Origin of the sequence: Methylobacterium sp. E-041 (assembly GCF_022829665.1) — a bacterium.
In the GTDB taxonomy this organism is placed as follows: domain Bacteria; phylum Pseudomonadota; class Alphaproteobacteria; order Rhizobiales; family Beijerinckiaceae; genus Methylobacterium.
In genome coordinates this window covers 72,138-96,131 of the sequence record NZ_JAKSYQ010000053.1, presented here as the reverse complement: position 1 = coordinate 96,131, position 23,994 = coordinate 72,138, and the positions used below count along the sequence as shown (strand labels likewise).

The following is a 23,994-nucleotide window of genomic DNA, read 5'->3' as shown; positions in this document are numbered from 1 at the left end:
CAACCTGGTCGAGCGCTTCTTCAGCAAGATCAAGCACTTCCGCGCCGTCGCCACCCGCTACGACAAGGATCCCGACAACTTCCTCGCCAGCGTCAAACTCGCTGCCGTCCGGGTCTGGCTGCGAACTTTATGAGTCCGCGACCTAGACTTCGGGCCGCCCCTTAGGGGGTGGCCTTTCTTCGTTGGGCAGCGGTGTGCCTATCTCAGCTCGGCCGAGTGGCCCATATCGGTGCTGCGGGCCGTTGCCTCTCGCTCTGCTCGCAACGCTGCTACCTCAGCCTCCAACTCCCCGACGCGGGCGTGTAGCTCGCCGGCATCCACAGCGGTCTCAACAAGTAGTTCCTGAGCTTCAGTCAGCGCGGCGCGCAGCTCGGCGTTCTCGGACGCAAGCGCCAGGATGAGCGCGGTCGTATCGTCGCTCATGCTTCGGCAACCTATCTGGTGCATTCTGATCTATGCTGCATCGGCAGTCAGCAGGTCCTCCCGATCGGCTGCGGCGGCCCTGCTTTCCCCCCTTTGCAGGGCCGCCTCCCACTTCCCGATCGGCTCGTTGGGTGCATAGTCCCCGCCAACGTCAGCGTGACCTCGTGCACAGGGCAGATCAGCGGCAGTTCCGAACGCCTAAGCCAACGGCCGACTATCAGGCGTTCTGGAAATCGGCCGGCACCTTGCCGCCGTTCTCCGCGAGTTTCTGGACCACCTGCTTGTGCAGCCATACGTTCATCGTGGCGGAGTCATCCTTGTCACCAGTGTAGTGCAACTCGTCGGCAAGCTGCTTGCGAGCGGTCAGGCTGCTGTCGAGGTCGAGCAGCTTCATCAGGTCCACGATCGACTGCTTGTAGTTGAGGTTCTCGCCCTTTTTGGCCGCCATGTCGCTCAGCACCTGGCCGACATCGACGTTCGATTGCGTGGTGTTGGACGAGCCCGTGGCAACAGGTGAAGGCGCGCCTGCCATCGAAGGTGCAGAGGCGCCGCTGGAAGACGAGCCGGCGCCACTCGCGCCCATCGAGGCAGCGGAAACGTTCGGAGTTTCGGACGTATGGGGAGCTGCAGCTTGCGCACTCGCGCTACCACCGAAAATCTTCGACATGATCGAACCGAAAATGCTCATTCCATCCTCCATCGCGTGAACCCAAGAGCGGGGTCAAAGCGCTCGGTAACGGCGAGGTGATCGCCAGCGTTCCTCTCGATTTTTAAGGGGCATCAGTGCTGATGAAGCGCGACGGCACCCATCCGCGCTGACAGGGACCGACGTATTCCCGGGTTACCGGGAGCACGGCCGTGGTGCGACAGCTAGGCAGATCGGAGCCGTAGACGATACCGGACCATCCTCCAAGACGCTCGCAAACCAAGACGGGTTCGGCCTCGCGGAGGCGGTCGATCTCCTTGAAGGGCTCGTTGTCGCCGGGGCCGTTTCGGACAGCGATGGTTTGATCGTCCTGATCGGCCCGACCCATCAGCCGCCCCTGTGTTGAACAAGCGTCCTTACCGATCTCTCCTGGGATGACGATCGGAACGGCAAGTGGTGCCTCCTCGGCCCGCGCAAAGCCTGGAAGGGCCAGGGCAGCGAGGAGAAGAAGCGCGCGCATGAGATGAGCCTTAAAGCAGGCCATAAGCCGGCGCTGGCGCTTCCTGTTCCACACTGCGCCGACTCTCACACGACGACCCGGCACGAAGCATCACAGGCACCGCATAGGGAACTAGCCCACACCAGCCTGTCGTCGTGTGTCCTCTATGTCGGGCAGCTTGTCGGCGTATCGAGCAATCGACGCCACAACCAACACATTGTCCTACCCGCCATTGAACCGAGTATCAGCATCTGTTCCGATCAGCCGAACGCCCAGACCGTTTCCCTCTGTGAGGTCGGTGGTCACACCAGCCTTTCTCAGAGCACGCTCTATCGCATCGAGCGTGGCGTGATGAGGATCGCGGGCGCCGCGCTCAAAATCTACGAGGGTACGCAGGCCAATCCGCGCAGCAGTAGCTAGCTGCTCCCGACTCCAATCGAGCAAGGCTCGCGCCGCGCGACATTGCGCTGGAGTAATCATAGACGTGAATAGGTCGCACTTTTCGTGCGCAGCAAAGTTGACATCTTTTGAGCGACACCACACTATCGGTGTGCATTTAGCCACTTCCGTGCACACGCGCAACGTCGATCATCACGGCTATCCGTTTACGAGTTCACCTATGGATCGAAGCTGCCGGACTCAGGATCCACGTAAGTGCCGTACTGCACCGCTTTGGTCACATCATATAGAGGCTAAGGAAGTGCCTAAGGCGCTGCAGCTACCTCGACTGCCTGAGAACGGATACCAGCCGGCCTTCGCGCCGCGCGGCTTGTCCCGCATCGAGTCCGCGCGCCATGTCGGCGTTTCGCCGAGCCTCTTCGATGAGATGGTGCGAGACGGTCGGATGCCGCAGCCGAAGCAGATCAACGCCCGTGTACTCTGGGATCGGGTGAAGCTTGAGGCTTTCTTCGAGGCGCTTCCCGAGCGACAGAGCGCTAACGCTGAGACGGATGGCGATACCTTTGCGGATTGGCAATGAGCCGGATCCAACTGCCCTATATCGATCACTTCAAGGATCGTCACGGCACGGTGCGGTACTACTTCCGACGCCCCGGCGGAAAGCGGTCCCCACTGCCCGGTCCGCCGGGGTCGGAGGCCTTCATGGAGGCCTATCGTATCGCCGAGGCCGACAAAGCTGTTCCGGCCGCATGCAAGGAGCGAGGCGAGCCGGGGACCTTCGACCGGCTGCTCGCCAGCTATTTCGAGAGCGTCGATTTCCAGGCGCTCAAGGCCCCGACGAAGCGGGCCTATCGTTTGGCGATGGAGCGCTTGATCCGCCTGGAGACCCTGGGACATCGCAGGGTCGCGGATCTCCGCCGGGAACACGTGAAGCGGATCACCGCCAAGCGTGTCGACCGCCCTTCGGCCGCGAACGACGCGCTGAAGAAGCTCCGCATCCTGATCAAGTTCGCGATCGACCTGGGCTGGCGCCGCGACGACCCGACCTTGCACATCAAGAAGCTGAAGGAGGGTGAGCACCATACCTGGACGGATGAAGAGATCGCCGGCTTCGAGGCGCGGTGGCCGCTCGGATCCCAGCAGCGGACAGCCTTTGCGCTCCTGCTCTACACCGGCCAGCGGGTGTCGGACGTCGCCCGGATGTCGTGGCGCGACGTGAACGCGGCCGGGCAGGAAATCTCGGTCACCCAGGAGAAGACCGGGACCAAGCTATGGCTCACCCTTCACACTGACCTGTTAGTCGCGCTGTCGCACTGGCCGATCGCCCACCTCGCGATCCTGACGACCGCCTACGACAAACCGTTCACGGCCAAGGGGCTCGGCAACAAGATGGCCGATGCAATCGCTGCGGCCGGCCTTCCAGAGGTTTGCGTCACCCACGGCCTCCGGAAGGCTGCAGCTCGTCGGCTCGCTGAAGCCGGTTGTACGGCCCATGAGATCGCCTCGGTGACGGGTCACCGGTCCCTGGCGGAGGTTGAGCGGTACACGAAACAGGCGAACCAACGCCGACTTTCGCAGGCTGCAAACACGAAGCTCAGCGCACGTGCGGTTCCAACCCGCATCGAAAGGGTTGGAAAATCAGACGAAATTTCTAAATGAAATCAATGCCTAGCGGCATGTAGTGGAGGCCTCGCCCGGAATCGAACCGGGGTGCAAGGATTTGCAGTCCTCTGCGTAACCACTCCGCCACGAGGCCTCGTCGCTCCGGCGCGGCCGTCGAAACGGGGCGCCCGCAAGATCCCGTGCCGGGCGGCCGGCGCGGGGTGAGGGGTCTCTAGCAGACGAGGCGGGCGCTGAGCAACGGGCGCGAGGCCGTATCTCCGCAGGATCGTCGGGCATTCGCGCTCTCGAAGGACCGCCGGCCGTCGAAAGCCGCCGAGCCCTCAGGCCTGCCACACCCGCGGGAGCGCCACGCCGCGGTAGCGGACGAGCAGGCGGGCGGCGACGGCGCGCAGCGGCCCGAGATCGGTGGCGAGGAGGCGGATCGCGAGGTGGCCGTTCCAGGCGCTCGCGCCGGCCTCGACCCCCGAGCCGGCGTTCGCGCCGCATTCCGCCAGCAGGCCCCGGGCCTCGTCCAGGCGCGCCTCCGCCCCGGGGGAGAGGTCGAGCACCGTCGCGCAGGCCCTGGCGCCGCCGCCGATCGCGGGCCGCGCGAGGCGGGCGGCGATCGGCCCGTCGAGGCGCAGGCTGTCGGCGTAGACGAGGCGGCCGCCCCGCCGGATGCGCCAGACGTCCTCGAACAGCCCCGCCTCCACCCGCTCGCCGCGGGCGGCCCGGCCGAAGGCCACGGCCTCGAACACCAGGAGCCCGGCATCGGGGGCGAGATCGGCCTCGAAGCGCCGCCGCAGGCGGGCGCGGTCGAACACGATCGTCTCCTGCGGCAGCCAGGCCAGCCGGGCCCCCGGGCCGAGGGCGATGCGGTTCGCGATTTGGCTCACCGGCCCGTCCGAGCGGTAGATCTTCTCCGCCGCGGTCGTGGTGAGGACGAGGCCGGCCCCGGCCTCGAGCGCGAGCGAGACCGCGAAGTCGTCGCCGCAGGCGATCCCGCCGGCGGTGTTGACCAGGATCGCCTCCGCGGCGCCCCCATGCGCGCGCGGGAAGCGCAGGCGCGAGGGACCGGATTCGGCGAGGTCCGCGATCCGCGTCGCCGTGCCGGCGCCGTCGGCGGCGACGCGCAGCATCACCCGGCCGACCGAGCGCTGGCGCGCCGGCGCGGTCTCGGGCGAGACGGCGTCGGTCCGGTCCGAAACGGCGAGCCGGTCGCTCATCCGCGCGTCGCGGGCGCAGGCACGGCGGCGATCGGCGGGGTCGGGCGGTCGAGGATGCGGCGGCCGAACAGGCTCGCGACCAGCTCCACCAGCACGCGGGCGCTGCGGCCGCGCTCGTCCAGGAACGGGTTGAGCTCGACCACGTCGAGCGAGCCGACGAGGCCGGAATCGTGCAGCATCTCCATGATCAGGTGCGCCTCGCGGAACGTCGCCCCGCCGGGCACCGTGGTTCCGACGGCCGGCGCGAGGCCGGGATCGAGGAAGTCGATGTCGAAGCTGACATGGAGGTGGCCCGAGGCCTCGGCGACCCGCTCCAGGCTGCGCCGGAGCGGCGCCACGACGCCGAACTCGTCGATGTGGCGCATGTCGGTGACCTCGACGTTGCGCGCGGCCACGAGGGCCCGCTCGCCGGCATCGATCGAGCGCAGGCCGAACAGGTGGACGCGGGTCGGGTCGAGGGCCGGGCGGTCGGGGTCGGCGAACAGGTCGGACAGGCCCGGCTCGCCGCAGAGCGCCGCCAGCGGCATGCCGTGCAGGTTCCCCGAAGGCGAGGTCTCCGGGGTGTTGAAGTCGGCATGCGCGTCGAGCCAGAGCACGAAGAGCGGCCGGCCGGTCCGCGCGCAGTGGCGCATCGCCCCCTCGACGGTCCCGAGCGACAGGCTGTGATCCCCGCCGACGACCACGGGCAGGTCGCCCGCGTCGAGGGCGGCCTCGACCTGGCGGGCGAGCACCCGGGTCCAGGCCGCGACCGCGGGCCTGCCGACCGCGTCGGCCGGCCCGTCGGGCACCGCATCGCCATGGTCGGCCACCGCGTGGCCGAGGTCGCGCAGGGTGCGGACGAGGCCCGCGGTGCGCAGGGCGGCCGGGCCCATCACGGAGCCGGGCTCGCTGGTGCCGACCTCCGTCGGCGCGCCGAGGATCGCGATACGTTCCGGGCCGTCCATCCCCACCTCGTCCGTACGGAACCGTGCCGGTTCCTGCGCCGTGCGGCGTGACACGCTTGCGCGACGAGCCCGTGTCGGGGCCGCCGCCTCGGGCCTCGGCCGGGAACGACCGGCGACACGAAGGGCCGCCATGCGAAGGCTCACGCCGCGATAGGGCATGCGCAAGCCGCGGGCCAGCGGCCGGCCCGGCGCGGGAAACGGGCGGGGCCCCGGGCGGTTGGGAGGGACGCCGGCCGCGGCGCAGCGAGGGAGATCGCCCATGCCGAACCGTTTGCAGACCGTCGGGTGCCGCGCTTTCGCCTCCGCCGCGGCGATCCTGCTCGCGCCCGCGGCCGTGGCGCAGACCACGCCGGCGGCGGGCGCCGCCCGCATCGCCGAGCACATGGAGGTGGTCGGCGCCGACGGGGCGCATGTCGGCACCGTCGACAAGGTCGAGAACGGCACCATCGTCCTGGCCGAGACCGACCGGGATGCCGGCGGACGCCATCACGCCGTGCCGATCGCGTGGATCGGAACGGTGGACGGCAAGGTGCTGCTGACGAAGCCGGCGGCCGAGGCGAAGGCGCAGTGGGATCGGGCGGACAAGCCGACGGACGGGCCGAAGCGCTGAGCCGGGCGCTACTCGGCGACCGCCTCGGTGACCTGGACGCGGCCGGCATCCTCGATGATCGCGGCGGCGGCGGCCTTGGCGAGCATGGCGTAGCCGCGGTCGGCCATGTGCAGGCCGTCGGCGGAGAAGAGCTGGCTGTGGGTCAGCTTGCCGTCGCGGATCCAGCCGCGCATCAGGTCGGCGCGGCGGATCACCGGCACGTCGAGCGCGTCGCCGATCTCGCGCACCGCGTCGCGGAAGCGGTCGGAGCCGGGGGTGGCGTCGAGCTTCGGGCACCATTGCGGCTCCATCAGCACGACGTCGATGCCGGCCTCCTGCATCCGGCGCACGGCGCTGACCGTCGCCTCGCGGAAATGCTCGATGGTGACGCCGCGCAGCGGGTCGTTGCTGCCGGTCTGCCAGATCACGAGCTGCGGCTCGGCGGCGATCACGTCCCGCTCGAGCCGGCGCAGCATGTCGTCGACGTGCTCGCCGCCGATGCCGCGGTTCAGCACCGTGATGCTCGCGGCGACGCTCGGCAGGGCGGCGCGGAGATCCGCCTGCAGGCGGGCGGGATAGGCGTTGGCCGGCGTGCTGGCGCCGATGCCCTCGGTCGAGGACGAGCCGAAGGCGACGATGCGCAGCGGTGCGCCGATGGCGATCTGCCGGGCGACGTGCGGCAGGTCGATCTCGGCGACCGCATCGCCGAGGCCGAAATCGAACGGGACCGGGAGGAGGTCGGCGTAGGCGAGCACCGCGCTCGGCAGGACGAACAACCCGGTGAGCAGGGCGACGCCGCGAATCAGTCCCCGCAGGGGTTTCGTGACGCGGCGGGCGGACGCGGTGTTCGGCACGGGCACCATCGGAGCGTTCGGGCTTGCGGGATCCGAATACGATCCTACGGGGCCGACCGAAAGGTCCCGTCTGCAACACCTGTTGAATTCCGATTGAATTCGTAACGCAAAATTAAGGCTGAATTCCGGTGATACCTGTTCGGACGCCCGCGCCGCGGCTCGTCGGCTTCGCCGATCAGTTCGCCGGCGGCGTGAGCACGAGCTTGCCCACGAACGGCGCGTTCTTGTTGGCCGTGCTGGTGCAGGCGAAGTCGTGGTCGCCGGCCTCGAGCGTCCGCACGCGCAGGGTGCCCTGGCCGTCCCGCTTGATCAGGTAGCCCTTCTCGCTCGCCACGTGGACGAGGTCGCCGTCGGCATGGAGCACGTGGCCGTTCTCGAACAGCCCCGCCGCTGTGATCGTCACCGGCGTGTCGGCGTGGCTGACCACGTGCAGCGCGACGTCGGTGTTGGCGGGCAGGCGCAGCTCCGCCGGCGCGCAGACCGGCTTGCCGCCCTCGGCGGTGATCGTCAGCTCGACCGGCGGCATCACGGCGCTCGACGGCGCGGGCAGGGGCTTGCCCTGGGCATGGCCCGCGGCGGTCCCGAGGACGAGGAGGGCGGCCGCGGCGAGGTCGCGTCGAAGATGCTGCATGAAGGTCCGTCCGGAGAAGCGTGAGCGAAGGGCATCGCGCGGGGTCGCGCGGCCTCGGGATAGGAGCGGAATGGCAGCAGGCGCCGGCGAGTTCCGGCACGCGACGCCGCACCGGCGGCTCGCGACGGGGTCGGGCAGGCGCTCAGATGTAGGCGGAGGCGAGCGTCGGCGCGCGCCCGAGCGCGTGAGCCAGCACCTCGAGCGCCTGGGCGACCTCGGCGCGGGCGCCGACGCCGCCGAGGCAGATCCGCACCGCCTCGGGGGCGGGGCCCGCGGCGCAGAAGGCGTCGCTCGCGACGACGCCGAGCCCGGCGGCGCGGCCCTGGCTGGCGAAGGCCGAGCGGGTCCAGCCCTCGGGCAGCCGCATCCAGAGATGGAAGCCGTTCGGATCGGAGCGGACCAGCTCCCCCGGCAGCAGGCGGGCGGCGATGGCCTGGCGCGCCTGCGACTCGGTGCGGACGAAGCCGAGCACCGCCTCGCCGGTGCCGTCGAGGATCCAGCGCGTGGCGAGCGCCGTGGTGAGCGGCGAGGCCATCACGGTCGCCGCGCGCAGGGTCGAGGCCAGCGGCAGCGCCGCGCGGGCGCTCGGCGCGACGCAGTAGGCGAGGCGCAGCCCGGCCCCGAGGCACTTGGCGAGGCCGGCGACGTAGTAGGTGATCTCGGGTGCCAGCTGCTGGAAGCTCGGGGGCGGGTCCGGGCAGACGAAGCCGTAGGCGTCGTCCTCGACGATCGCCACGTCGTAGCGGCGCGCCACCGCGAGGATCGCCTCGCGCCGGCCCCGTCCGATCGTCTGGGTGGTCGGGTTCTGCAGCGTCGGGTTGAGGTAGAGCGCCTTGGGCGCGAGCCGGGTGCAGGCGGCCGCGAAGGCGTCGGGCTCCAGCCCGTCCGCGTCCGTCGGCAGGCCGACGAGCCGCAGGCCGCGATGGGCCGCGAGCGAGCGGATGCCGGCATAGGTCAGCGCCTCGGTGCAGAGCACGTCGCCGGCCTGCGCCACCGAGCCGAGGATCGCGTCGAGGGCGCTGTGCGCGCCGGGGCAGAGCAGGAGCCGGTCGTGGCCGGCGACGACCCCGCGCCGCGCGAGCCAGAGCCCGCCGGCCTCCTTGTCGGCGTCGGTGCCGCCGAAGCCCTGGTAGCGCAGGAGGTTGGGCAGGTCGTCGGCGATCGCCGCGACGCCGGCCCGCATCCGCGCCTGCAGCCGCGGGTCGTCGGGCTCGGGCGGCAGGTTCATCGAGAAGTCGACCGCGCCGCGGCGGCGCGGCAGGGCCGGGCGGGGCGCCTGGAGGCTGCGCGCCGGATCGCACACGAAGGTGCCCTGGCCGACCCGCGACTCGACGAGGCCGCGGCCTTGCGCCTCCACGTAGCCGCGGGCCACCGTGGTAAAGTTCAGGGCGAGGCGGGCCGCGAGCACCCGCTGCGGCGGCAGGCGCTCGGCGACCGCGAGCTTTCCCGTGCGGACGTCCTCAGCGATCGCCTCGACGATGGCGAGGTAGTGCGGCTTGCCGAAGCGCCGCAGGTCGGGGCACCAGCCGTCTTCCAGGCGCGATCCCGGAGCGGGCGCCCCGGAGACGCGTGATTTCGGCGTCGCGCGGCTCATGTTCGCCTCCCGACCGGTCAGGATGCAGTCAATCGTCGATTGATCGGGAGCAATCGGCGTGCCGCACGCCCGAGCGCTGCGAACCGCGCGAGCGATACGGTCAATCCGGTCAAGTACTCGACAGAGAATTCACAATAATGGCGCCCATTTTATCGGCAGATGCCGCGTCGTTCGGCGCCGTTTCCAAACAGACGTCGATCGCGCCGCATCGACCATTGACCGCATGATTGACCGCATCCCGCACCGGGCGCCGAAACGGCGCGTCGTCGGCGTCCCGCTGGCACGGGGATTGCCATCCTCGATTGAACCTGCGGCCGGGATCATTCGATCCGCCGCAGGTCGCGATGCACAAGAGGGAGTGCGGCCGATGCCTGCCGTCAGCACCGACAAGCACAAGAAGGGCGATTACTTCGTCGATTACGAGGAGAAGGTCTTCGAGGACGTGAAGGCCGAGCCGGGGCAGAAGGCCCTGGTGACCTTCCACACCGTCGCGTTCGAGGGCTCGATCGGCTTCGTGAACCTGCTCCAGGCCACGCGCCTCCAGCGCAAGGGCTTCGACACCTCGGTGCTGCTCTACGGCCCCGGCGTGACGCTGGGCATCCAGCGCGGCTTCCCGACGCTCGGCGACGAGGCGTTCCCGGGCCACCTCAACATGAACAACCAGATCGCGAAGTTCATCGCCGAGGGCGGCAAGGTCTATGCCTGCCGCTTCGCGCTCCAGGCGCTCTACGGCCACGGCGAGCCCTCGCTGATCGAGGGCATCCGCCCGATCGCGCCGACCGACGTCCTCGACATCGTGCTGCTGCACAAGCGCGACAACGCCGTGATCATCGACACCTGGACCGTCTGAGCGGCCGGCCGCCGGCACCCATCACGAGCGAGGAAGCGACAATGGCGGAGCCGCGCATCGTCCGGGCCGCCGCGGTCCAGATCGCGCCGGACCTGGACCGGCCCGAGAACACCCTGGAGCGCGTGCTGAACGCGGTCGCGGACGCGGCGGGGAAGGGGGCGCGCTTCGTCGTCTTCCCCGAGACCTTCGTGCCGTACTACCCGTACTTCTCCTTCGTCAGCCCGCCGGCGATGCAGGGGGCGGAGCACCTGCGGCTCTACGCGCACGCGGTCGTGGTGCCCGGCCCCGTCACCGAGGCGGTCTCGGCCGCCGCCCGCCGCCACGGCATGGTGATCGTGCTCGGCGTCAACGAGCGCGACCACGGCACGCTCTACAATGCGCAGTTGATCTTCGACGCCGACGGCAGCCTGGCGCTCAAGCGCCGCAAGATCACGCCGACCTACCACGAGCGCATGATCTGGGGGCAGGGCGACGGGGCGGGTCTCGCCGTGGTCGACACCGCCGTCGGCCGCGTCGGCGCGCTCGCCTGCTGGGAGCACTACAACCCGCTCGCCCGCTACTGCCTGATGGCCCAGCACGAGGAGATCCACGCGGCCCAGTTCCCGGGCTCGCTGGTCGGCCAGGTCTTCGCCGACCAGATGGAGGTGACCATCCGCCACCACGCGCTCGAAGCCGCCTGCTTCGTGGTCAACGCCACCGGATGGCTCTCCGAGGACCAGATCGCCAAGGCCTGCCCGGAGGAGGGCTTGCGGGGCGCGATGCGCGGCGGCTGCTTCACGGCGATCGTCTCGCCGGAAGGGCGGCTGCTCGCCGAGCCCCTGCGCGCGGGCGAGGGGCTCGTGATCGCCGACATGGACCTCGCGCTCGTGACCAAGCGCAAGCGGATGATGGACTCGGTCGGCCATTACGCCCGGCCCGAGCTGCTCAGCCTCAACCACGACGCGCGCCCGGCGCTTCCCGTGACGACGACGCCTCCCGCGACGAACCGCCTTCCCGCGACGACCCGGAGTTCAGACCATGGACAGCCCGCTCCTGACCGGTTCGACCGCCCCGTCGCCGGCCTCCCCGGCTCCGGGCCCGGCGGCGCCCGGCCTTCCGACCGAGCGGCTGATCAACGCGCTGCAATCCTACGGAGTCCGGCTGGCTGACAGCCGCCCCGGCGTCCAGAGCCGGCGCGGCGGGGCCGGCCCCTCCGACCACAAGGCGATGACGATCTCGGGCCGCACGGTGATGGTGCCGGTCCACACCGCCACCGCCTTCGAATCGCCCTTCCTCGTGCAGCGCCCGGGGCCGGACGGGTTCAGCCTGATCGAGCACGACGGCGCGGTGGTCGGGCGGGTGACCTTCCCGGACAAGCCGCGCTTCTACGCGCTCCAGACCTTCGACGGGGTGCCGTATTCCAAGATCGCGGTGCTGCACGGGCGCGACGTCCTCGCGACCACCGTGCTGCAGACCTGCATCCGCTACCAGAGCCGCACGAGGACCTGCCAGTTCTGCGCGATCGGCCAGTCGCTGGCGGCCGGCCGCACGGTCGCGCACAAGAGCCCGCAGCAGCTCGCCGAGGTGGCCCGCGCCGCGGTGCTGCTCGACGGCGTCAAGCACATGGTGATGACCACCGGCACGCCGAACGCCACCGACCGCGGCGCGGCGGTCCTGTGCGAGAGCGCCTTCGCGGTGAAGGCCGCGGTGGACCTGCCGATCCAGGCGCAGTGCGAGCCGCCCGACGACGACCGCTGGTTCTCCCGCATGCGGGCCTCGGGCATCGACGCGCTGGGCATGCACCTCGAGGCGGTGACGCCGGAGGTCCGCAGCCGGATCATGCCCGGCAAGGCGAGCGTCCCGCTGGAGCGCTATCTCGAGGCCTTCGCCGCCGCGGTGCCGGTGTTCGGGCGGGGCCAGGTCTCGACCTACATCCTCGCGGGCCTCGGCGACGCGCCCGAGGCGATCCTCGGGATGGCCGAGCGGCTCGTCGCGCTGGGGGTCTACCCGTTCGTGGTGCCGTTCGTGCCGATCTCGGGCACGCCGCTGGAAAGCCACCCGGCCCCGTCCCCCGACTTCATGCACGCGATCCTGAAGCCGCTGGCCGGGATGCTGGCGCGGGCCGACCTCCGCTCGGCCGACATCAAGGCCGGCTGCGGCCGCTGCGGCGCCTGCTCGGCGCTCTCCGCCTACGAGCGGAGGCCTTGAGATGTTCGAGCCGGTCGCCCCGTATCGCGCGAGCCTGTTCCGGGTGAAGTTCGCCACTGCCCCCTGGGAGCGGCGCGCCTGCGCGCGCCTGCGCCGCGCGGTGTTCTGCGCCGAGCAGGGCCTCTTCGCGGAAAGCGACGCGGATGCGCTCGATGCGCACGCGATCCCGATCTGCGCCCTGTCGACGCTCGGCGGCGACCCGGACGCGGTCGTCGGCACCGTCCGCATCCATGCGGCGCCGGAGACGCCCGGCGAGTGGTGGGGCTCGCGGCTCGCCGTCGAGCGCGGGCATCGCCGGGTCGGGGCGCTCGGCGCCGGGCTGATTCGGGTCGCGGTGTCCTCGGCCCATGCGCGCGGCTGCACGCGCTTCCTCGCCCACGTCCAGGCCGGCAACGCCGCCCTGTTCGCCGGCCTGCACTGGGACGACCTCGGCGCGGTCGACCTGCACGGCCGGCCGCACCGGCTGATGCGGGCCGACCTCGCCCACTACCCGCCGATGCACGATCCCGAGCACGGGCTCGTCACCCTGCCGCGCGGGCGGCCGGCGACGGCCGCGTGACGGCGCCCCCCAGCCTCGACGCCATCGCCCGCGCCGTCCGCGAAAGCCGCGGGCTGGCGCACAAGCGCGACATCGACGCGGTCGTCGGGAGGCTCGGGATCGGCCGGCTCGGCGCGCGCGGCCTCGCGGTCCCGGCCGGGGACGACTGCGCCGCGATCCCCGACGGCGACGGGCACCTCCTGCTGGCGATCGAGGGCTTCCTCGACGGGTTCGTCGCCGCCGACCCGTACTTCGCCGGATTCTGCGGCGTGATGGTCAACGTCAGCGACATCGCGGCGATGGGCGGGACGCCGGTCGCGGTGGTCGACGCCCTGTGGAGCCGCGACCAGGACCACGCCGACCCGGTGCTCGCGGGCCTGCGGGCCGGCGCCGAGGCCTACGGCGTGCCGGTGGTCGGCGGCCACACCAACACCCGCAACGGCGCCGAGCACCTCGCGGTGGCGATCCTCGGCCGGGCCGGCCGGCGCCTGCTCACCAGCTTCGACGCCGCCCCGGGGGACGTGCTGATCGCCGGCATCGACCTGCGCGGGCGCTTCCGCGAGCCCCATCCGTACTGGGACGCCGCGACCGGCGCGCCGCCGGAGCGCCTGCGCGGCGACGTCGCGATCCTGGCGGGGCTCGCGGCCGACGGCCTGGCGCGGGCCGCCAAGGACATCAGCATGGCCGGGCTCGTCGGCACCGCGCTGATGCTGATGGAATGCTCCGGCGTCGGCGGCCGGATCGACCTCGACCGGCTCCCGATCCCCGACGGCGTCGCGCTGGAGCGCTGGCTCACCGCCTTTCCGAGCTTCGGCTACCTCGTCGCGGCCGCCCCCGCCGAGGCGCCCGCGGTCGTCGGGCGCTTCACCGAACGCGGGATCGCGGCCGCCGCGATCGGCAGCCTCGACGCGAGCCGGGTCGCGCGGGTGGCGCGCGGGACGGAGGAGGCGGTGGTGTGGGATTTCGGCAGCTCGCCGCTGATCGGCTGCGGCGCGACCCGCGGCGAGGGAGCGTGAACCCATGCCGCGGCAGCTGCGCATCGCGATCCTGACGCATTCGACCAACCCGCGCGGCGGCGTGGTGCATGCCCTGGCGCTGGCGGAAGCGCTGTGCGGGCTCGGGCACGAGGCCAGCGTGCACGCCCCCGACCCCACCGGCGGCGGCTTCTTCCGCCCCGCGCGCTGCCCCACCGTCTCGGTCGCGGCCAAGCCCGCGGCCGGGACGACGGTCGAGCTCGTCCGGGCGCGGATCGCCGACTACCTCCGCCATTTCGCGACGCCGGCGGCCTGCGACTTCGACCTGTTCCACGCCCATTGCGGCATCGGCGGCAACGCGCTCGCGACCCTGGCCCGCCGCCGCCTGATCCCGGGCTTCGTCCGCACCGTCCACCACGTCGACGCGTTCAGCGATCCGCAGCTCGCACAGTGGCAGGACCGGGCGATCCTGGACGCGCAGGCGCTGCTCTGCGTCAGCGCCGGCTGGAAGGGCGTGCTCGCGAGCGATTACGGGGCCGAGGCGACGATCGTCGGCAACGGGATCGACACCGACGCCTACGCACCCGAGCCGGCCGACGACGACGCGGCGGTCGCGGCGCGCTTCGGCCTCGGGACCGGCCCGGTGCTGCTCGCCGTCGGCGGCTTCGAGGCGCGCAAGAACACGCTGGGCATCGTCGCGGCGTTCGCCGCGTTCCGGGCCTCGCACCCGGAGGCGCAGCTCGTGGTGGCGGGCGGCGCCTCGCTCCTTGACCACGCGGATTACCGGGCCCGCTGCCGGGACGCGCTGGCGCGGGCGGGTCTCGCCGTCGGGCCCGGGCAGGCGGTGGTCGAGACCGGGCCGGTGGCGCAGGCCGTCATGCCGGCCCTCTACCGCCGCGCCGACGCCCTGGTGTTCCCGTCGCTGAGCGAGGGGTTCGGCCTCTGCGTGCTCGAGGCGATGGCGAGCGGCACCCCGGCGATCGTCTCCGACTGCGCGCCGTTCACCGAGTATCTCGGGCCCCGCGACGCCCTGTTCGTCGATCCCGACGACGCCGCCTCGATCACCCGCGCGATGAAGGCCGCCCTCGACCCGGAGGTCCGGGCGCGCCTGATCCCGGCCGGGCTCGCGATCGCCAAGACCCATCCCTGGCGGCTCTGCGCCGAGCGGCACCTGCCGGCCTACGCCGCCTGCGCGCGCCGGCGCTTGGAGACGTCCCATGCCTGAGATGCGCTTCCACATCCGCTGGCCCGACGGCGCCCGCGAGGCCTGCTACTCGCCCTCCCTGGTGATCAAGGACCACCTCGCGGTCGGCCAGGACTATCCGCTGGCTGAGTTCGTCGCGCTGAGCCGCACCGCGCTCGGGATCGCGAGCGAACGGGTGCGCGAGCGCTACGGCTTCCCCTGCGGCCGGGCGCTCGCGCAGCTCGCCCGGATCGAGGAGGGCGCGCGCCGGCAGGCGCCGGGCGCCGTCCACGTCGAGGCCTTCGAGGAATGACCGTTCGCGAGGAATGACCGTTCGCTCCGCCCGCACGCGGGCGGGCCTTCGCCAGAGACCAGGAGACGCGCCATGAGCCGCCAGCCCGAGCCGGACACCCATTCGCCCGCGCACTGGCCCGTGATCGTCGTCGGCGGCGGCCAGGCCGGGCTCGCGATGAGCCGGCAGCTCGCCAACCGCGACATCCGCCACGTGGTCTTCGAGAAGAACCGCATCGCGCACACTTGGCGGACCCAGCGCTGGGACAGCTTCTGCCTCGTCACCCCGAACTGGCAGTGCCGGTTGCCGGACTTCCCCTACGACGGGCCGTCCCATGACGGCCGGGACCCGCACGGCTTCATGCGGCGGGAGGAGATCGTCGGCTACATCGAGGCCTATGCCCGCCACATCGCGGCGCCCCTGCGCGAGGGCGTCGGCGTCGCGGCGATCCGCCCGCGGCCCGAGGGGGGATTCGCCGTCGCCACGGGGGAGGGGGTCCACACCGCCGACGCGGTGGTGCTGGCGATCAGCGGCTACCACCTGCCGGCGATCCCGGCGATGGCCGCGGGCCTGCCGGCGGAGGTGCGGCAGGTCCATTCCTCGGCCTACCGCAACCCGGCGCAGATGCCGGACGGGGCCGTGCTCGTCGTCGGCTCCGGCCAGTCCGGCTGCCAGATCGCGGAGGACCTGCACCTGGCCGGCCGGACGGTGCATCTCGTCACCGGTTCGGCGCCGCGCTGCCCGCGGGTCTACCGCGGGCGCGACGCCGTCGACTGGCTCGCCGAGATGGGCCAGTACGACCTCACGGTCGAGAAGCATCCGCTGAAGGACGAGGTCCGGCGCAAGGCCAACCACTACCTCACCGGCCGCGACGGCGGGCGCGACATCGACCTGCGCCGCTTCGCCCGGGAAGGCATGCGCCTGCACGGGCGGCTGACGGGCATCGACGGCCCCCGCCTCGCCTTCGCCGACGATCTTGCGAAGAACCTCGACGGGGCGGACGCGGTCCATGTCGGCATCCAGGCCGCCATCGACCGGCACATCGCGGCAGCCGGCATCGCGGCCCCGGAGGAGGCGCACTACGCCCCCGTCTGGCAGCCCGGCCCGTTCGAGCCCGTGCTCGACCTCGCGACGGCCGGAATCCGCAGCGTGATCTGGGCGACGGGGTTCCGTGCCGATTTCGGCTTCGTCGAGGCCGACATCCTCGACGGCCGCGGCCTGCCGGTGCACCGCCGCGGCGTCACCGCCCAGGACGGGCTCTACGTCGTCGGCATGCCCTGGCTCTGGACCTGGGGCTCGGGGCGCTTCTCCGGCATCGCGCAGGACACCGCCTACCTCGCCGACGCGATCGCCGGAGCCGCCGCCGCGCAGCCGCTTCCGATCGCCAGCTGAGACGGCGGCCTCCGCGAAGGCCTACCCGACGATCACCCGCCGGTCGCCGGCCCGGCGGGTGAAGCCGGTGGCGTCGAGGTGCTCGAGCAGCGGGATCGAGAATTTCCGCGAGATGCCCAAGGCCGCCCCCGCCTCGCGGGCGAGGAAGCCGGATTCGGGCTGGGTCGCCCCGGGGAAGGCGGTGCGGAGCTTGGCCCGGGCCTCCTCCACCGCCGCCTTGTGGAACAGCACGGCGCGGCGCTGCACCCGGTCGACGGCGCGGATCACCGTGCCGGCGCCGACGAGGTAGGTCAGCGCCTCGCGGCGGCGCACGTCGCGCCCGATCGCCTCCGCCTCGTCGGGCGGGTTGAGCCCGGCCTGGCGGAACACGGCTTCCAGGCGCCGGGCGACCTCGCTCTCGTTGCGGGCCGGGTTGAACGCCGCGCGGCGGAAGAGGGCGCCGCCTTGCGCGACGTCGCCGGTGGCGACGAGGTCGCGCAGGGCCGCGGCGGCGACCGGCTCGGCGAGGCCGAGCGCCTTGACGATGCGCTCGGCCGGCAGCCCGTGCTCCATCGGCTGGTCGCGATGGTGGCCGGCGAGCACCGCCAGGATCGCGTCGCGAAGGCTCGCGAAGGCCGGGCCGCCGAGGATGCGCTCGCCGACCTCGCGGGCGCCGAGCGCCGGCAGCAGCGCCCGCACCCGGTCCGGCGCCGTGCCGCTGACGCGGGCGAGGTCGCGCAGGCCGGCGCCGGCCGCGCCGGCCTGCGCGAGGCGGATCGCCAGCGCCTCGGCCGGCCCGCCGCCGGCGAGCCCGGCGAGGTCGGCGAGCACGCGCGGGTCGTGACGCTTGCGGCGGCGGCTGTCGGGATCGAGCACCCGGCCGCCGGCCACAGTGATCGCCGGCGAGTCGCGGCGCAGGATGAACGGCTCGCGCGCCGGCACGGTGACCGCCGCGTCGAGATGGAGCTGCGCCGGCGCCGTCGCGCCGGACTCCAGCGCGTCGCGATCGAGGAGGCGCAGGCGGGCCGCGACCTCGCTGGTGCCGAACAGCAGGCGCAGGGCCGTGCCGCCGGGGAGCGGATCGCCGCCCGGGCTCGCGGTGAGCGACACGTCGAGCCAGCGCGACGGCACCAGGAGGTCCGGCGGCGCGAGCGCCTGCCCCCGGCTCAGGTCGGACAGGCCGACGCCGCGCAGGGCCACCGCCGTCCGGCGGCCGGGCTCGGCCGTCGCGACGGCGCGGCCGTGGATCTGCAGCCCGCGCACCGTCGCCGTCGGCCCGCCCGGCACGATCGCGACCGCGTCGCCGACGGAAAGGCGCCCGCGCCGGAGCGTGCCGGTGACCACCGTGCCGAAGCCGGCCCGCGAGAACACCCGGTCGACCGGCAGGTAGGGGAAGCCGTCGTCGGCCCGCGGCGGGCTCGCGTCGAGGAGGGCCGCCAGCGCCTCGGACAGGGCGGGAAGGCCGGCGCCGGTCAGCGTCGAGGTCGCGACGACGGCAGGCGCCTCGAGGCCCGCCCGCGCGGCCACCGCCGCGACCTCGGCCGCCCGCTCGGCGAGGGCGTCGGGCGCGACGAGGTCGGATTTCGTGAGCGCAACGACGCCGCGGCGGACGCCGATCAGCCGGGCGATCTCCAGGTGCTCGATCGTCTGGGGCTTGATGCCCTCGTTGGCGTCGACCGCCAGCAGCACCGCCCCCATGCCGGTGGCGCCCGAGATCATCGCGCGGACGAAGCGCTCGTGGCCGGGCAGGTCGACGAGGTCGATCTCCCCGTCGCGTCCCTCGGGCGCGAGGAGGGCGAAGCCCGGCACGATCGAGACGCCGCGGGCCTTCTCTTCCTTCAGCCGGTCGGTCTCGATGCCGGTGAGCGCCCGCACCAGCGCGGTCTTGCCGTGATCGACATGTCCGATCACGCCGACGAGGAGTGTCTTCATCGCTTATCGTCACCGTCCCGACCGGGCGTGCCTCCGAACCGTCGCCGCCGCGCGCCCGCCCCGGATGGCGGTCGTTCGGGGGCATGGCCGGGAGACGCACCGAACACGCGCACCGTTCCCGTGAACGAGGACGATGCGCAGCCCAATCCGCGACGCGACCGCCGGCTCGGCATCGAGCCGAGGCCCCGCCCGGATGCGGCGGGACCCGCGAGACGGTCGGGTCGATTGTGCACAACACGCTCTTGCGCCAAGCTTTTGCACGAAGCGTCGGTCGCGCAAAGGGCAAACTTTGCGGATGCGGCCGAGGGCGCCACCGCCGCCCTGCGCGTGCTACATGGCGGGCGATCCGGACGGATCGGAGGTGGCTCCGATGCGTTCTCGCGGTGACAGGGGCTGCGGCCCGGAACGGACGGACGAACGCTTCATGGACACGCCGCGGGAGATCGAGCTGAAGCTGGAATGCACGGGCCCAGACCTCGCCGCACTCGGTGCCCATCCGCTGCTGCAGGGGCAGGCCGACGGGGCCGCATCCGAGCCGAAGCTCCTCGCGGCGACCTATTTCGACACCGCCGACGGCGCGCTCCGCGAGGCCGACCTGACCTTGCGGGTGCGCCGGACGGGCGAGGCCTTCGTGCAGACCGTCAAGGCGGGCTCCGGCGCGGCCGGGCTGTTCGACCGGGCGGAATGGGAGAGCCCGGTCGCCGGCGAGGCGCCGGAGCCGGCGGCCTTCGCCGACACGCCGGTGGCCGATCTCCTCGCGAAGGCCGAGGCGCCGGACCTGGCGGCCCAGTTCCGCACCGTGGTGATGCGCTCGGTCCGGCCCGTGACCTACGGCGCCTCGCGGATCGCGGCGACCCTCGACGAGGGCCGGGTCGAGACCGACCGGGGCGATGCCCCGCTGTGCGAGCTCGAGCTGGAGCTCGAATCCGGCGATCCGGCCGACCTGTTCGCGCTGGCCCAGGCGCTCGCCGAGACGGTGCCGCTGCGGATCGGCGTGCTGTCGAAGAGCGCCCGCGGGTTCGCGCTGCGCGACGGCAAGGCCGCGCGGCCGAGCAAGTCCGACATGGCGCCGTTGCCGAAGGACGCGACCGGCGGCGAGGCCTTCCGCCACATCGCGCTCGGGTGCCTGCGGCACCTGCGCCTCAACGAGGACGTCTGGGGCCACGCCCGCGACCCGGAGGCGCTGCACCAGATGCGGGTGGCGCTGCGGCGGCTGCGCACCGCGCTGTGGCTGTTCAGGCCGATGCTGGCGGGCGACGCCCGGGCGGCCACGCTCGGCGACGAGATCAAGCGCGTCACCGAGCCGTTCGGCCGGGCGCGCAACCTCGACGTCTTCCTCGAGACCACCCTGCCCGACGAGATCGCCCGGCGCCCGGACGAGCCGGGGCTCGCCGGCCTGCGCGAGCGCCTGGAGACCGAGCGCGACCGGGCGCACGACGCCGTCGGCGCGATCCTGACCTCGCCCGAATGGCGCAGCCTGCTCCTCGACCTCCTGGCCTGGATCGAGGCCGGCCCGTGGCGGGAGGGCGTGGGCAAGCTCCGCGACGCGCCCGCCCGCGACCTCGCCACGGAGGTGCTGGAGCGCCTGCGCCGGCGGATCGCCAAGCGCGGCCGCCACATCGAGCGGCTCGATCCCGAGGCGCGTCATCGCGTCCGCATCGCCGGCAAGAAGCTGCGCTACGGCGCCGAGTTCTTCGCCGGCCTCTATGGCGGCCGGAAGGCGCGCCGGCGCCACAAGGCGTTCGCCGCCGCCCTCTCCGACCTGCAGGACCACCTCGGCGGCCTCAACGACCTCGCCACCGCGCATGCTGTGATGGCCGGACTCGCCGATGCGTCCGGGCCCGCCTCGGACGCGCTCGACGGCCAGGCGCTGTTCGCGGCGGGCCTCGCCACCGCCGATTCGGAGGCGAAGGCGGACGAGCTGCTCGCGGGCGCGGCCGAGGCCCACGGCACGCTGGCCGACCTCAAGCCGTTCTGGCGCTGAACCGGGCGCCCGTCGGCGCGTAGACCCCTCGCGGACGGCGCGGGGGGAGGCGGCATGGCTCACGTCTACAGGTTCGGCATGGAGGAGGAGTTCTTCCTCGCCGACGCCGAGACCCGCAACACCCCCCGCAAGACGTCTCGCGGCCGGGTGAGGGCCTTCCATGCCGCCGTCCAGGCGCGGATGGAATCGGCCGAGCGGGAGATGCTGGAGAGCCAGGTCGAGACCTGCACCCCGCCCTCCGACAGCATCGCGGAGACGCGCGCGCGCCTGATCGCGATGCGGGCCGACCTCGCGACGATCGGGCGGGAGCACGGGTTGCGCGTCTTCGCCGCTGGCACCCACCCGGCCGCGACGTGGCGGCGGCAATCGACGACGCCGGCCGAGCGCTACCGCGGGATCATCGACGACCTGCAGATCGTCGGGCGGCGTTCGGTGGTCTGCGGGCTCCACGTCCACGTCGAGGTGCCGCGTCCCGACGCGCGCCTCGACCTGCAGAACCGGCTGATGCCGTTCCTGCCGATCCTGCTCGCGCTCTCGGTCTCCTCGCCGTTCTGGGAGGGGCAGCGGACCGGGCTCGCCGGCTACCGGCTCAGGGCCTATGCCGAGCTGCCGCGCACCGGCCTGCCGGAGCTGTTCGCGGACGCCGCCGACTACGACCGCTACGTCCGGGTGATGACCGCCTCGGGCGCGATCGCGGATGCGAGCTTCCTGTGGTGGCACCTGCGCGCGTCGGTGAAGTACCCGACGCTGGAACTGCGCATCGCCGACAGCTGCTCCGAGGTCGAGGACGGGCTCTGCATCGCCGCCCTGTTCCGCTGCCTCGTGCGCCTGCTCGACCGCGATCCCGGCGTGAATGCCGGCCTCACCGGGGCGGCGCGCGGCTTCGCGATGGAGAACCTGTGGCGGGCCGAGCGCGACGGGGTGCGGGCCGAGCTGATCGACGCCACGCGGGAGCGGGCGGTGCCGATGGCCGAGATCGTCGAGGGGCTGCTCGCGCGCCTCGCGGAGGATGCCGACGCCCTCGATTGCCGGGCCGCCTGCGAGCGCGCCCGCACCATCGTCCGGCACGGCACGGGGGCCGACCGGCAGCTCGCCGCGTACGCGGCGGCGCGCGCGGCCGGATCGTCGGACCGCGCGAGCCTCGGAGCGGTGGTCGACGCCCTGGCCGACGAGACCGCGTCGCCGAAGCCCCGATGAGGCCGGACCATGCGGGCCGGGCGCGCCCGTTGGGGGTAGGCACGCCCGGCCCGACGGTCGGCCGGCATCCGGACCGAGAGGCCGGACGACGGGCCATCATCGCGCCCGCGTATTTCCCAAGCATGTCCGTTCGCCGCGGGGGCATCGGCGCAACACGGACCGCCTGGGTTCTGTTATCTCCCCCGACGCATCGGCGCCCCTCAACGACCCGGTTCCCATGAGCATCCTGAAAGACATCTTCGGCCGCCTGACCCAGGCGGTGACCGCCTATGCCGGCGACAAGGCGCTGATGCTGGCGGCGGTCTCGGCCGCCGCCAACGTCATCGTCGCCGACGGGGAGGTGGCCGGCACCGAGTTCGAGACGGCGCTGGCCGGCCTCAGGGCCAACCCGATCCTCGAGAAGGGCTACGACACCCTGATGCTGGAGGCCGAGCTCTACGACGGGATCGCCCGCGCCCGGACGCGGGCGGGCCGGGCCGAGAACCTGCGCCACGCCGCCGCGCTCGCCGACCGGCCGCAGGCGCAGCGCGAGAACGTCTTCCTGATCGCGGCCGACGTCGCCGACCAGGACGGGATCAGCGGCATCGAGGCGGTGGCGCTGGCCGAGATCGCCGCCGCGCTCGGCGTCGACGGGAACGCGCTGCTCGGCGCCTCGCCGGTGCGCCGCCCGGCGCCGTGAGCCGCGCCTGCGGGGCCTGACGCGCCTGCGGGGGGCTGGGCGGGCCTGCGGAACCTGGCCGGGCACGATCCTTGCCGGCCGCCGGGCCGTCACGTCGGCATCGTGACACGAGACACACACGCCACGACGGAGGCCAGGATGGCCGGCACGGCAAAGACCCACAACCTGCGCATCGACGGCTCGCGCCTGTGGGAGACGATCCAGGAGACGGCGCGGTTCGGTGCGACGCCGGCCGGCGGCCTGAACCGCCTCACCCTGTCGCCCGAGGACGGCGCGGTCCGCGACTGGTTCCGGGACGCCTGCACGGCGGCGGGGCTCGAGGTGCGGGTCGACGCCCTCGGCACCCAGTACGCCCTGCGGCCCGGGCGCGACGCGGCGCGCCCGCCGGTGGCCTTCGGCTCGCACCTCGACACCCAGCCGACCGGCGGCAAGTTCGACGGCATCCTCGGGGTGCTGGCCGGGCTGGAGGCGATGCGCGCCCTGAACGACGCCGGCATCGAGACCGAGGCGCCGCTTCTGCTGGTCAACTGGACCAACGAGGAGGGCTCGCGCTTCGCCCCCGCGATGATGGCGTCGGCGGCTTATGCCGGCGATTTCACCACCGACGAGATCCTGGAGAAGACCGACGCGGCCGGCATCAGCGTCGGCGCGGCGCTCGACGCGATCGGCTACCGCGGGACCGACACCGTGGGCGACCGGAAGATCGGCGCCTTCGTCGAGCTGCACATCGAGCAGGGCCCGATCCTGGAAGCCGAGGGCCGGACCATCGGCGTGGTCGAGGGCGGGCAGGGCATCGCCTGGTTCGACGGCACGATCACCGGCTTCGAGGCGCATGCCGGCACCACGCCGATGCCGCGCCGCCGCGACGCGCTGCTCGGGCTCGCGGAGGTCGCGCTCGCGGTCGAGCGGATCGCGCTGGCGCACGCGCCCACCGCCGTCGCCACCATCGGCGAGGCCGTGATCGGCGCGCCCTCCCGCAACGTGGTGCCGGGGCTGGTGCGCTTCACCCTCGACGTGCGCGACCCGAAGCCGGAGGTCCTCGACGCGATCGAGGCGGAGCTGCGCGCGAGCCTTCCCGCGATCGCGGACCGGCGCAAGCTCGCCATCGACCTCGCGCGGATCTGGCGCAAGGAGCCGGTGCCGTTCGACGCGGGCGTGATCGCGGCGGTCGATGCCGCCGCCGAGGGGCTGGGCCTGAGCCGCCGCCGCATGGTCTCGGGCGCCGGGCACGACGCCTGCAACCTCGCGGCCCGCGTCCCGACCGCGATGATCTTCGTGCCGTGCAAGGACGGCGTCAGCCACAACGAGTCGGAATCGGCGACCCCGTCCGACTGCGCCGCCGGCGCCGACGTGCTGCTGCAGACGGTGCTGACGCTCGCCAACGCGCCGAAGGCCTGATC

At 72.6% G+C, this 23,994-nt stretch carries 25 protein-coding genes, 1 tRNA gene and 1 pseudogene; 16 read left to right on the top strand and 11 right to left on the bottom strand.

The genetic code is table 11. From position 1 onward, the window contains the following. Positions 1-133 (top strand): annotated as a pseudogene (locus MKK70_RS04220) (IS5/IS1182 family transposase); the annotation flags it as partial. A gap of 65 nt (positions 134-198) precedes the next feature. Here MKK70_RS04220 and MKK70_RS04215 read toward each other — a convergent pair. The 4 genes from MKK70_RS04215 to MKK70_RS04200 form a co-directional block, all read right to left on the bottom strand. Further along, positions 199-423, bottom strand: coding sequence for a hypothetical protein (locus tag MKK70_RS04215; RefSeq protein ID WP_243945957.1), 225 nt, complete (start codon positions 421-423; stop codon positions 199-201). A 217-nt stretch (positions 424-640) separates the two neighbouring features. Then, on the bottom strand, positions 641-1,111 hold the full coding sequence (locus tag MKK70_RS04210) for a DUF3597 domain-containing protein (RefSeq protein WP_243945956.1): 471 nt from the start codon (positions 1,109-1,111) through the stop codon (positions 641-643). Between the two features lie 82 nt (positions 1,112-1,193). Continuing rightward, complete coding sequence (locus MKK70_RS04205; RefSeq protein ID WP_243945955.1) at positions 1,194-1,589, bottom strand: integron; 396 nt, start codon at positions 1,587-1,589, stop codon at positions 1,194-1,196. Between the two features lie 201 nt (positions 1,590-1,790). After that, on the bottom strand, positions 1,791-2,048 hold the full coding sequence (locus MKK70_RS04200) for a multiprotein-bridging factor 1 family protein (protein WP_147843666.1): 258 nt from the start codon (positions 2,046-2,048) through the stop codon (positions 1,791-1,793). A 220-nt stretch (positions 2,049-2,268) separates the two neighbouring features. On the opposite strand from MKK70_RS04200, the gene MKK70_RS04195 reads away from it, so the two are divergent. Then, entirely contained in the window at positions 2,269-2,547 is a 279-nt protein-coding gene (locus tag MKK70_RS04195) for a helix-turn-helix transcriptional regulator (RefSeq protein ID WP_243945954.1), read from the top strand. After that, positions 2,544-3,626 (top strand): tyrosine-type recombinase/integrase, encoded by a 1,083-nt coding sequence (locus MKK70_RS04190; protein ID WP_243945953.1) that lies wholly within the window; start codon positions 2,544-2,546, stop codon positions 3,624-3,626. The genes MKK70_RS04195 and MKK70_RS04190 overlap by 4 nt, the downstream gene beginning before the upstream one ends. Before the next feature lie 23 nt (positions 3,627-3,649). On the opposite strand, the gene MKK70_RS04185 is transcribed toward MKK70_RS04190, so the two are convergent. From MKK70_RS04185 to rocF, 3 genes are all read right to left on the bottom strand, one after another. Continuing rightward, positions 3,650-3,723, bottom strand: a tRNA-Cys gene (locus tag MKK70_RS04185). A gap of 187 nt (positions 3,724-3,910) precedes the next feature. Beyond that, positions 3,911-4,795 (bottom strand): urease accessory protein UreD, encoded by an 885-nt coding sequence (locus MKK70_RS04180; RefSeq protein WP_243945952.1) that lies wholly within the window; start codon positions 4,793-4,795, stop codon positions 3,911-3,913. Continuing rightward, positions 4,792-5,739, bottom strand: coding sequence for an arginase (rocF, locus tag MKK70_RS04175; protein ID WP_243945950.1), 948 nt, complete (start codon positions 5,737-5,739; stop codon positions 4,792-4,794). Before rocF ends, MKK70_RS04180 begins: the two co-directional genes overlap by 4 nt. 259 nt (positions 5,740-5,998) lie before the next feature. Here rocF and MKK70_RS04170 point away from each other — a divergent pair, with 259 nt between their 5' ends. Continuing rightward, positions 5,999-6,349: a DUF2171 domain-containing protein gene (locus MKK70_RS04170; RefSeq protein WP_147843660.1), complete on the top strand. Its 351-nt coding sequence runs from the start codon at positions 5,999-6,001 to the stop codon at positions 6,347-6,349. Positions 6,350-6,357: 8 nt separating this feature from the next. Here MKK70_RS04170 and MKK70_RS04165 read toward each other — a convergent pair whose 3' ends face one another. The 3 genes from MKK70_RS04165 to MKK70_RS04155 form a co-directional block, all read right to left on the bottom strand. Next, on the bottom strand, positions 6,358-7,182 hold the full coding sequence (locus MKK70_RS04165) for an SGNH/GDSL hydrolase family protein (protein ID WP_409567239.1): 825 nt from the start codon (positions 7,180-7,182) through the stop codon (positions 6,358-6,360). 175 nt (positions 7,183-7,357) lie between these two features. Beyond that, positions 7,358-7,813: an anaerobic typically selenocysteine-containing protein gene (locus tag MKK70_RS04160; protein WP_147729670.1), complete on the bottom strand. Its 456-nt coding sequence runs from the start codon at positions 7,811-7,813 to the stop codon at positions 7,358-7,360. 142 nt (positions 7,814-7,955) lie between these two features. After that, positions 7,956-9,407, bottom strand: coding sequence for a PLP-dependent aminotransferase family protein (locus MKK70_RS04155; RefSeq protein WP_243945948.1), 1,452 nt, complete (start codon positions 9,405-9,407; stop codon positions 7,956-7,958). A gap of 367 nt (positions 9,408-9,774) precedes the next feature. Between MKK70_RS04155 and MKK70_RS04150 the strand changes: the two genes are divergently transcribed. From MKK70_RS04150 to MKK70_RS04115, 8 genes are all read left to right on the top strand, one after another. Beyond that, a complete protein-coding gene (locus tag MKK70_RS04150) occupies positions 9,775-10,257 on the top strand; it encodes an MSMEG_0572/Sll0783 family nitrogen starvation response protein (protein ID WP_147729031.1) in 483 nt (160 codons plus the stop codon). 41 nt (positions 10,258-10,298) lie between these two features. Then, positions 10,299-11,405, top strand: a complete 1,107-nt coding sequence (locus MKK70_RS04145; protein WP_243938515.1) for a Nit6803 family nitrilase — start codon at positions 10,299-10,301, stop codon at positions 11,403-11,405. Further along, positions 11,290-12,444 (top strand): MSMEG_0568 family radical SAM protein, encoded by a 1,155-nt coding sequence (locus MKK70_RS04140; protein WP_243938531.1) that lies wholly within the window; start codon positions 11,290-11,292, stop codon positions 12,442-12,444. Before MKK70_RS04145 ends, MKK70_RS04140 begins: the two co-directional genes overlap by 116 nt. A gap of 1 nt (position 12,445) precedes the next feature. Beyond that, entirely contained in the window at positions 12,446-13,003 is a 558-nt protein-coding gene (locus MKK70_RS04135) for an MSMEG_0567/Sll0786 family nitrogen starvation N-acetyltransferase (RefSeq protein WP_243945947.1), read from the top strand. Beyond that, positions 13,000-13,998: a sll0787 family AIR synthase-like protein gene (locus MKK70_RS04130; RefSeq protein ID WP_243938511.1), complete on the top strand. Its 999-nt coding sequence runs from the start codon at positions 13,000-13,002 to the stop codon at positions 13,996-13,998. The genes MKK70_RS04135 and MKK70_RS04130 overlap by 4 nt, the downstream gene beginning before the upstream one ends. A gap of 4 nt (positions 13,999-14,002) precedes the next feature. Further along, a complete protein-coding gene (locus MKK70_RS04125) occupies positions 14,003-15,181 on the top strand; it encodes an MSMEG_0565 family glycosyltransferase (protein ID WP_243945945.1) in 1,179 nt (392 codons plus the stop codon). Continuing rightward, positions 15,174-15,452 (top strand): MSMEG_0570 family nitrogen starvation response protein, encoded by a 279-nt coding sequence (locus MKK70_RS04120; protein WP_243945943.1) that lies wholly within the window; start codon positions 15,174-15,176, stop codon positions 15,450-15,452. Before MKK70_RS04125 ends, MKK70_RS04120 begins: the two co-directional genes overlap by 8 nt. 72 nt (positions 15,453-15,524) lie before the next feature. Next, positions 15,525-16,823: an MSMEG_0569 family flavin-dependent oxidoreductase gene (locus MKK70_RS04115; RefSeq protein WP_243945942.1), complete on the top strand. Its 1,299-nt coding sequence runs from the start codon at positions 15,525-15,527 to the stop codon at positions 16,821-16,823. Between the two features lie 21 nt (positions 16,824-16,844). Here the strand turns inward: MKK70_RS04115 and MKK70_RS04110 are convergent, their stop codons facing one another. Then, complete coding sequence (locus MKK70_RS04110) at positions 16,845-18,734, bottom strand: SelB C-terminal domain-containing protein (protein WP_243945940.1); 1,890 nt, start codon at positions 18,732-18,734, stop codon at positions 16,845-16,847. Positions 18,735-19,158: 424 nt separating this feature from the next. Here MKK70_RS04110 and MKK70_RS04105 point away from each other — a divergent pair, with 424 nt between their 5' ends. The 4 genes from MKK70_RS04105 to MKK70_RS04090 all read left to right on the top strand — a co-directional run bounded on the left by MKK70_RS04105 (position 19,159) and on the right by MKK70_RS04090 (position 23,992). Further along, positions 19,159-20,718 (top strand): CYTH and CHAD domain-containing protein, encoded by a 1,560-nt coding sequence (locus tag MKK70_RS04105; RefSeq protein WP_243945938.1) that lies wholly within the window; start codon positions 19,159-19,161, stop codon positions 20,716-20,718. A 54-nt stretch (positions 20,719-20,772) separates the two neighbouring features. Next, a complete protein-coding gene (locus tag MKK70_RS04100) occupies positions 20,773-21,915 on the top strand; it encodes a carboxylate-amine ligase (RefSeq protein ID WP_243938399.1) in 1,143 nt (380 codons plus the stop codon). A gap of 217 nt (positions 21,916-22,132) precedes the next feature. Next, the gene (locus MKK70_RS04095) at positions 22,133-22,594 is read left to right on the top strand and encodes a tellurite resistance TerB family protein (protein ID WP_147859830.1); all 462 of its coding nucleotides are present in this window, start codon (positions 22,133-22,135) and stop codon (positions 22,592-22,594) included. Between the two features lie 138 nt (positions 22,595-22,732). Continuing rightward, the gene (locus MKK70_RS04090; protein WP_147843547.1) at positions 22,733-23,992 is read left to right on the top strand and encodes a Zn-dependent hydrolase; all 1,260 of its coding nucleotides are present in this window, start codon (positions 22,733-22,735) and stop codon (positions 23,990-23,992) included. Positions 23,993-23,994: the final 2 nt, after the last annotated feature.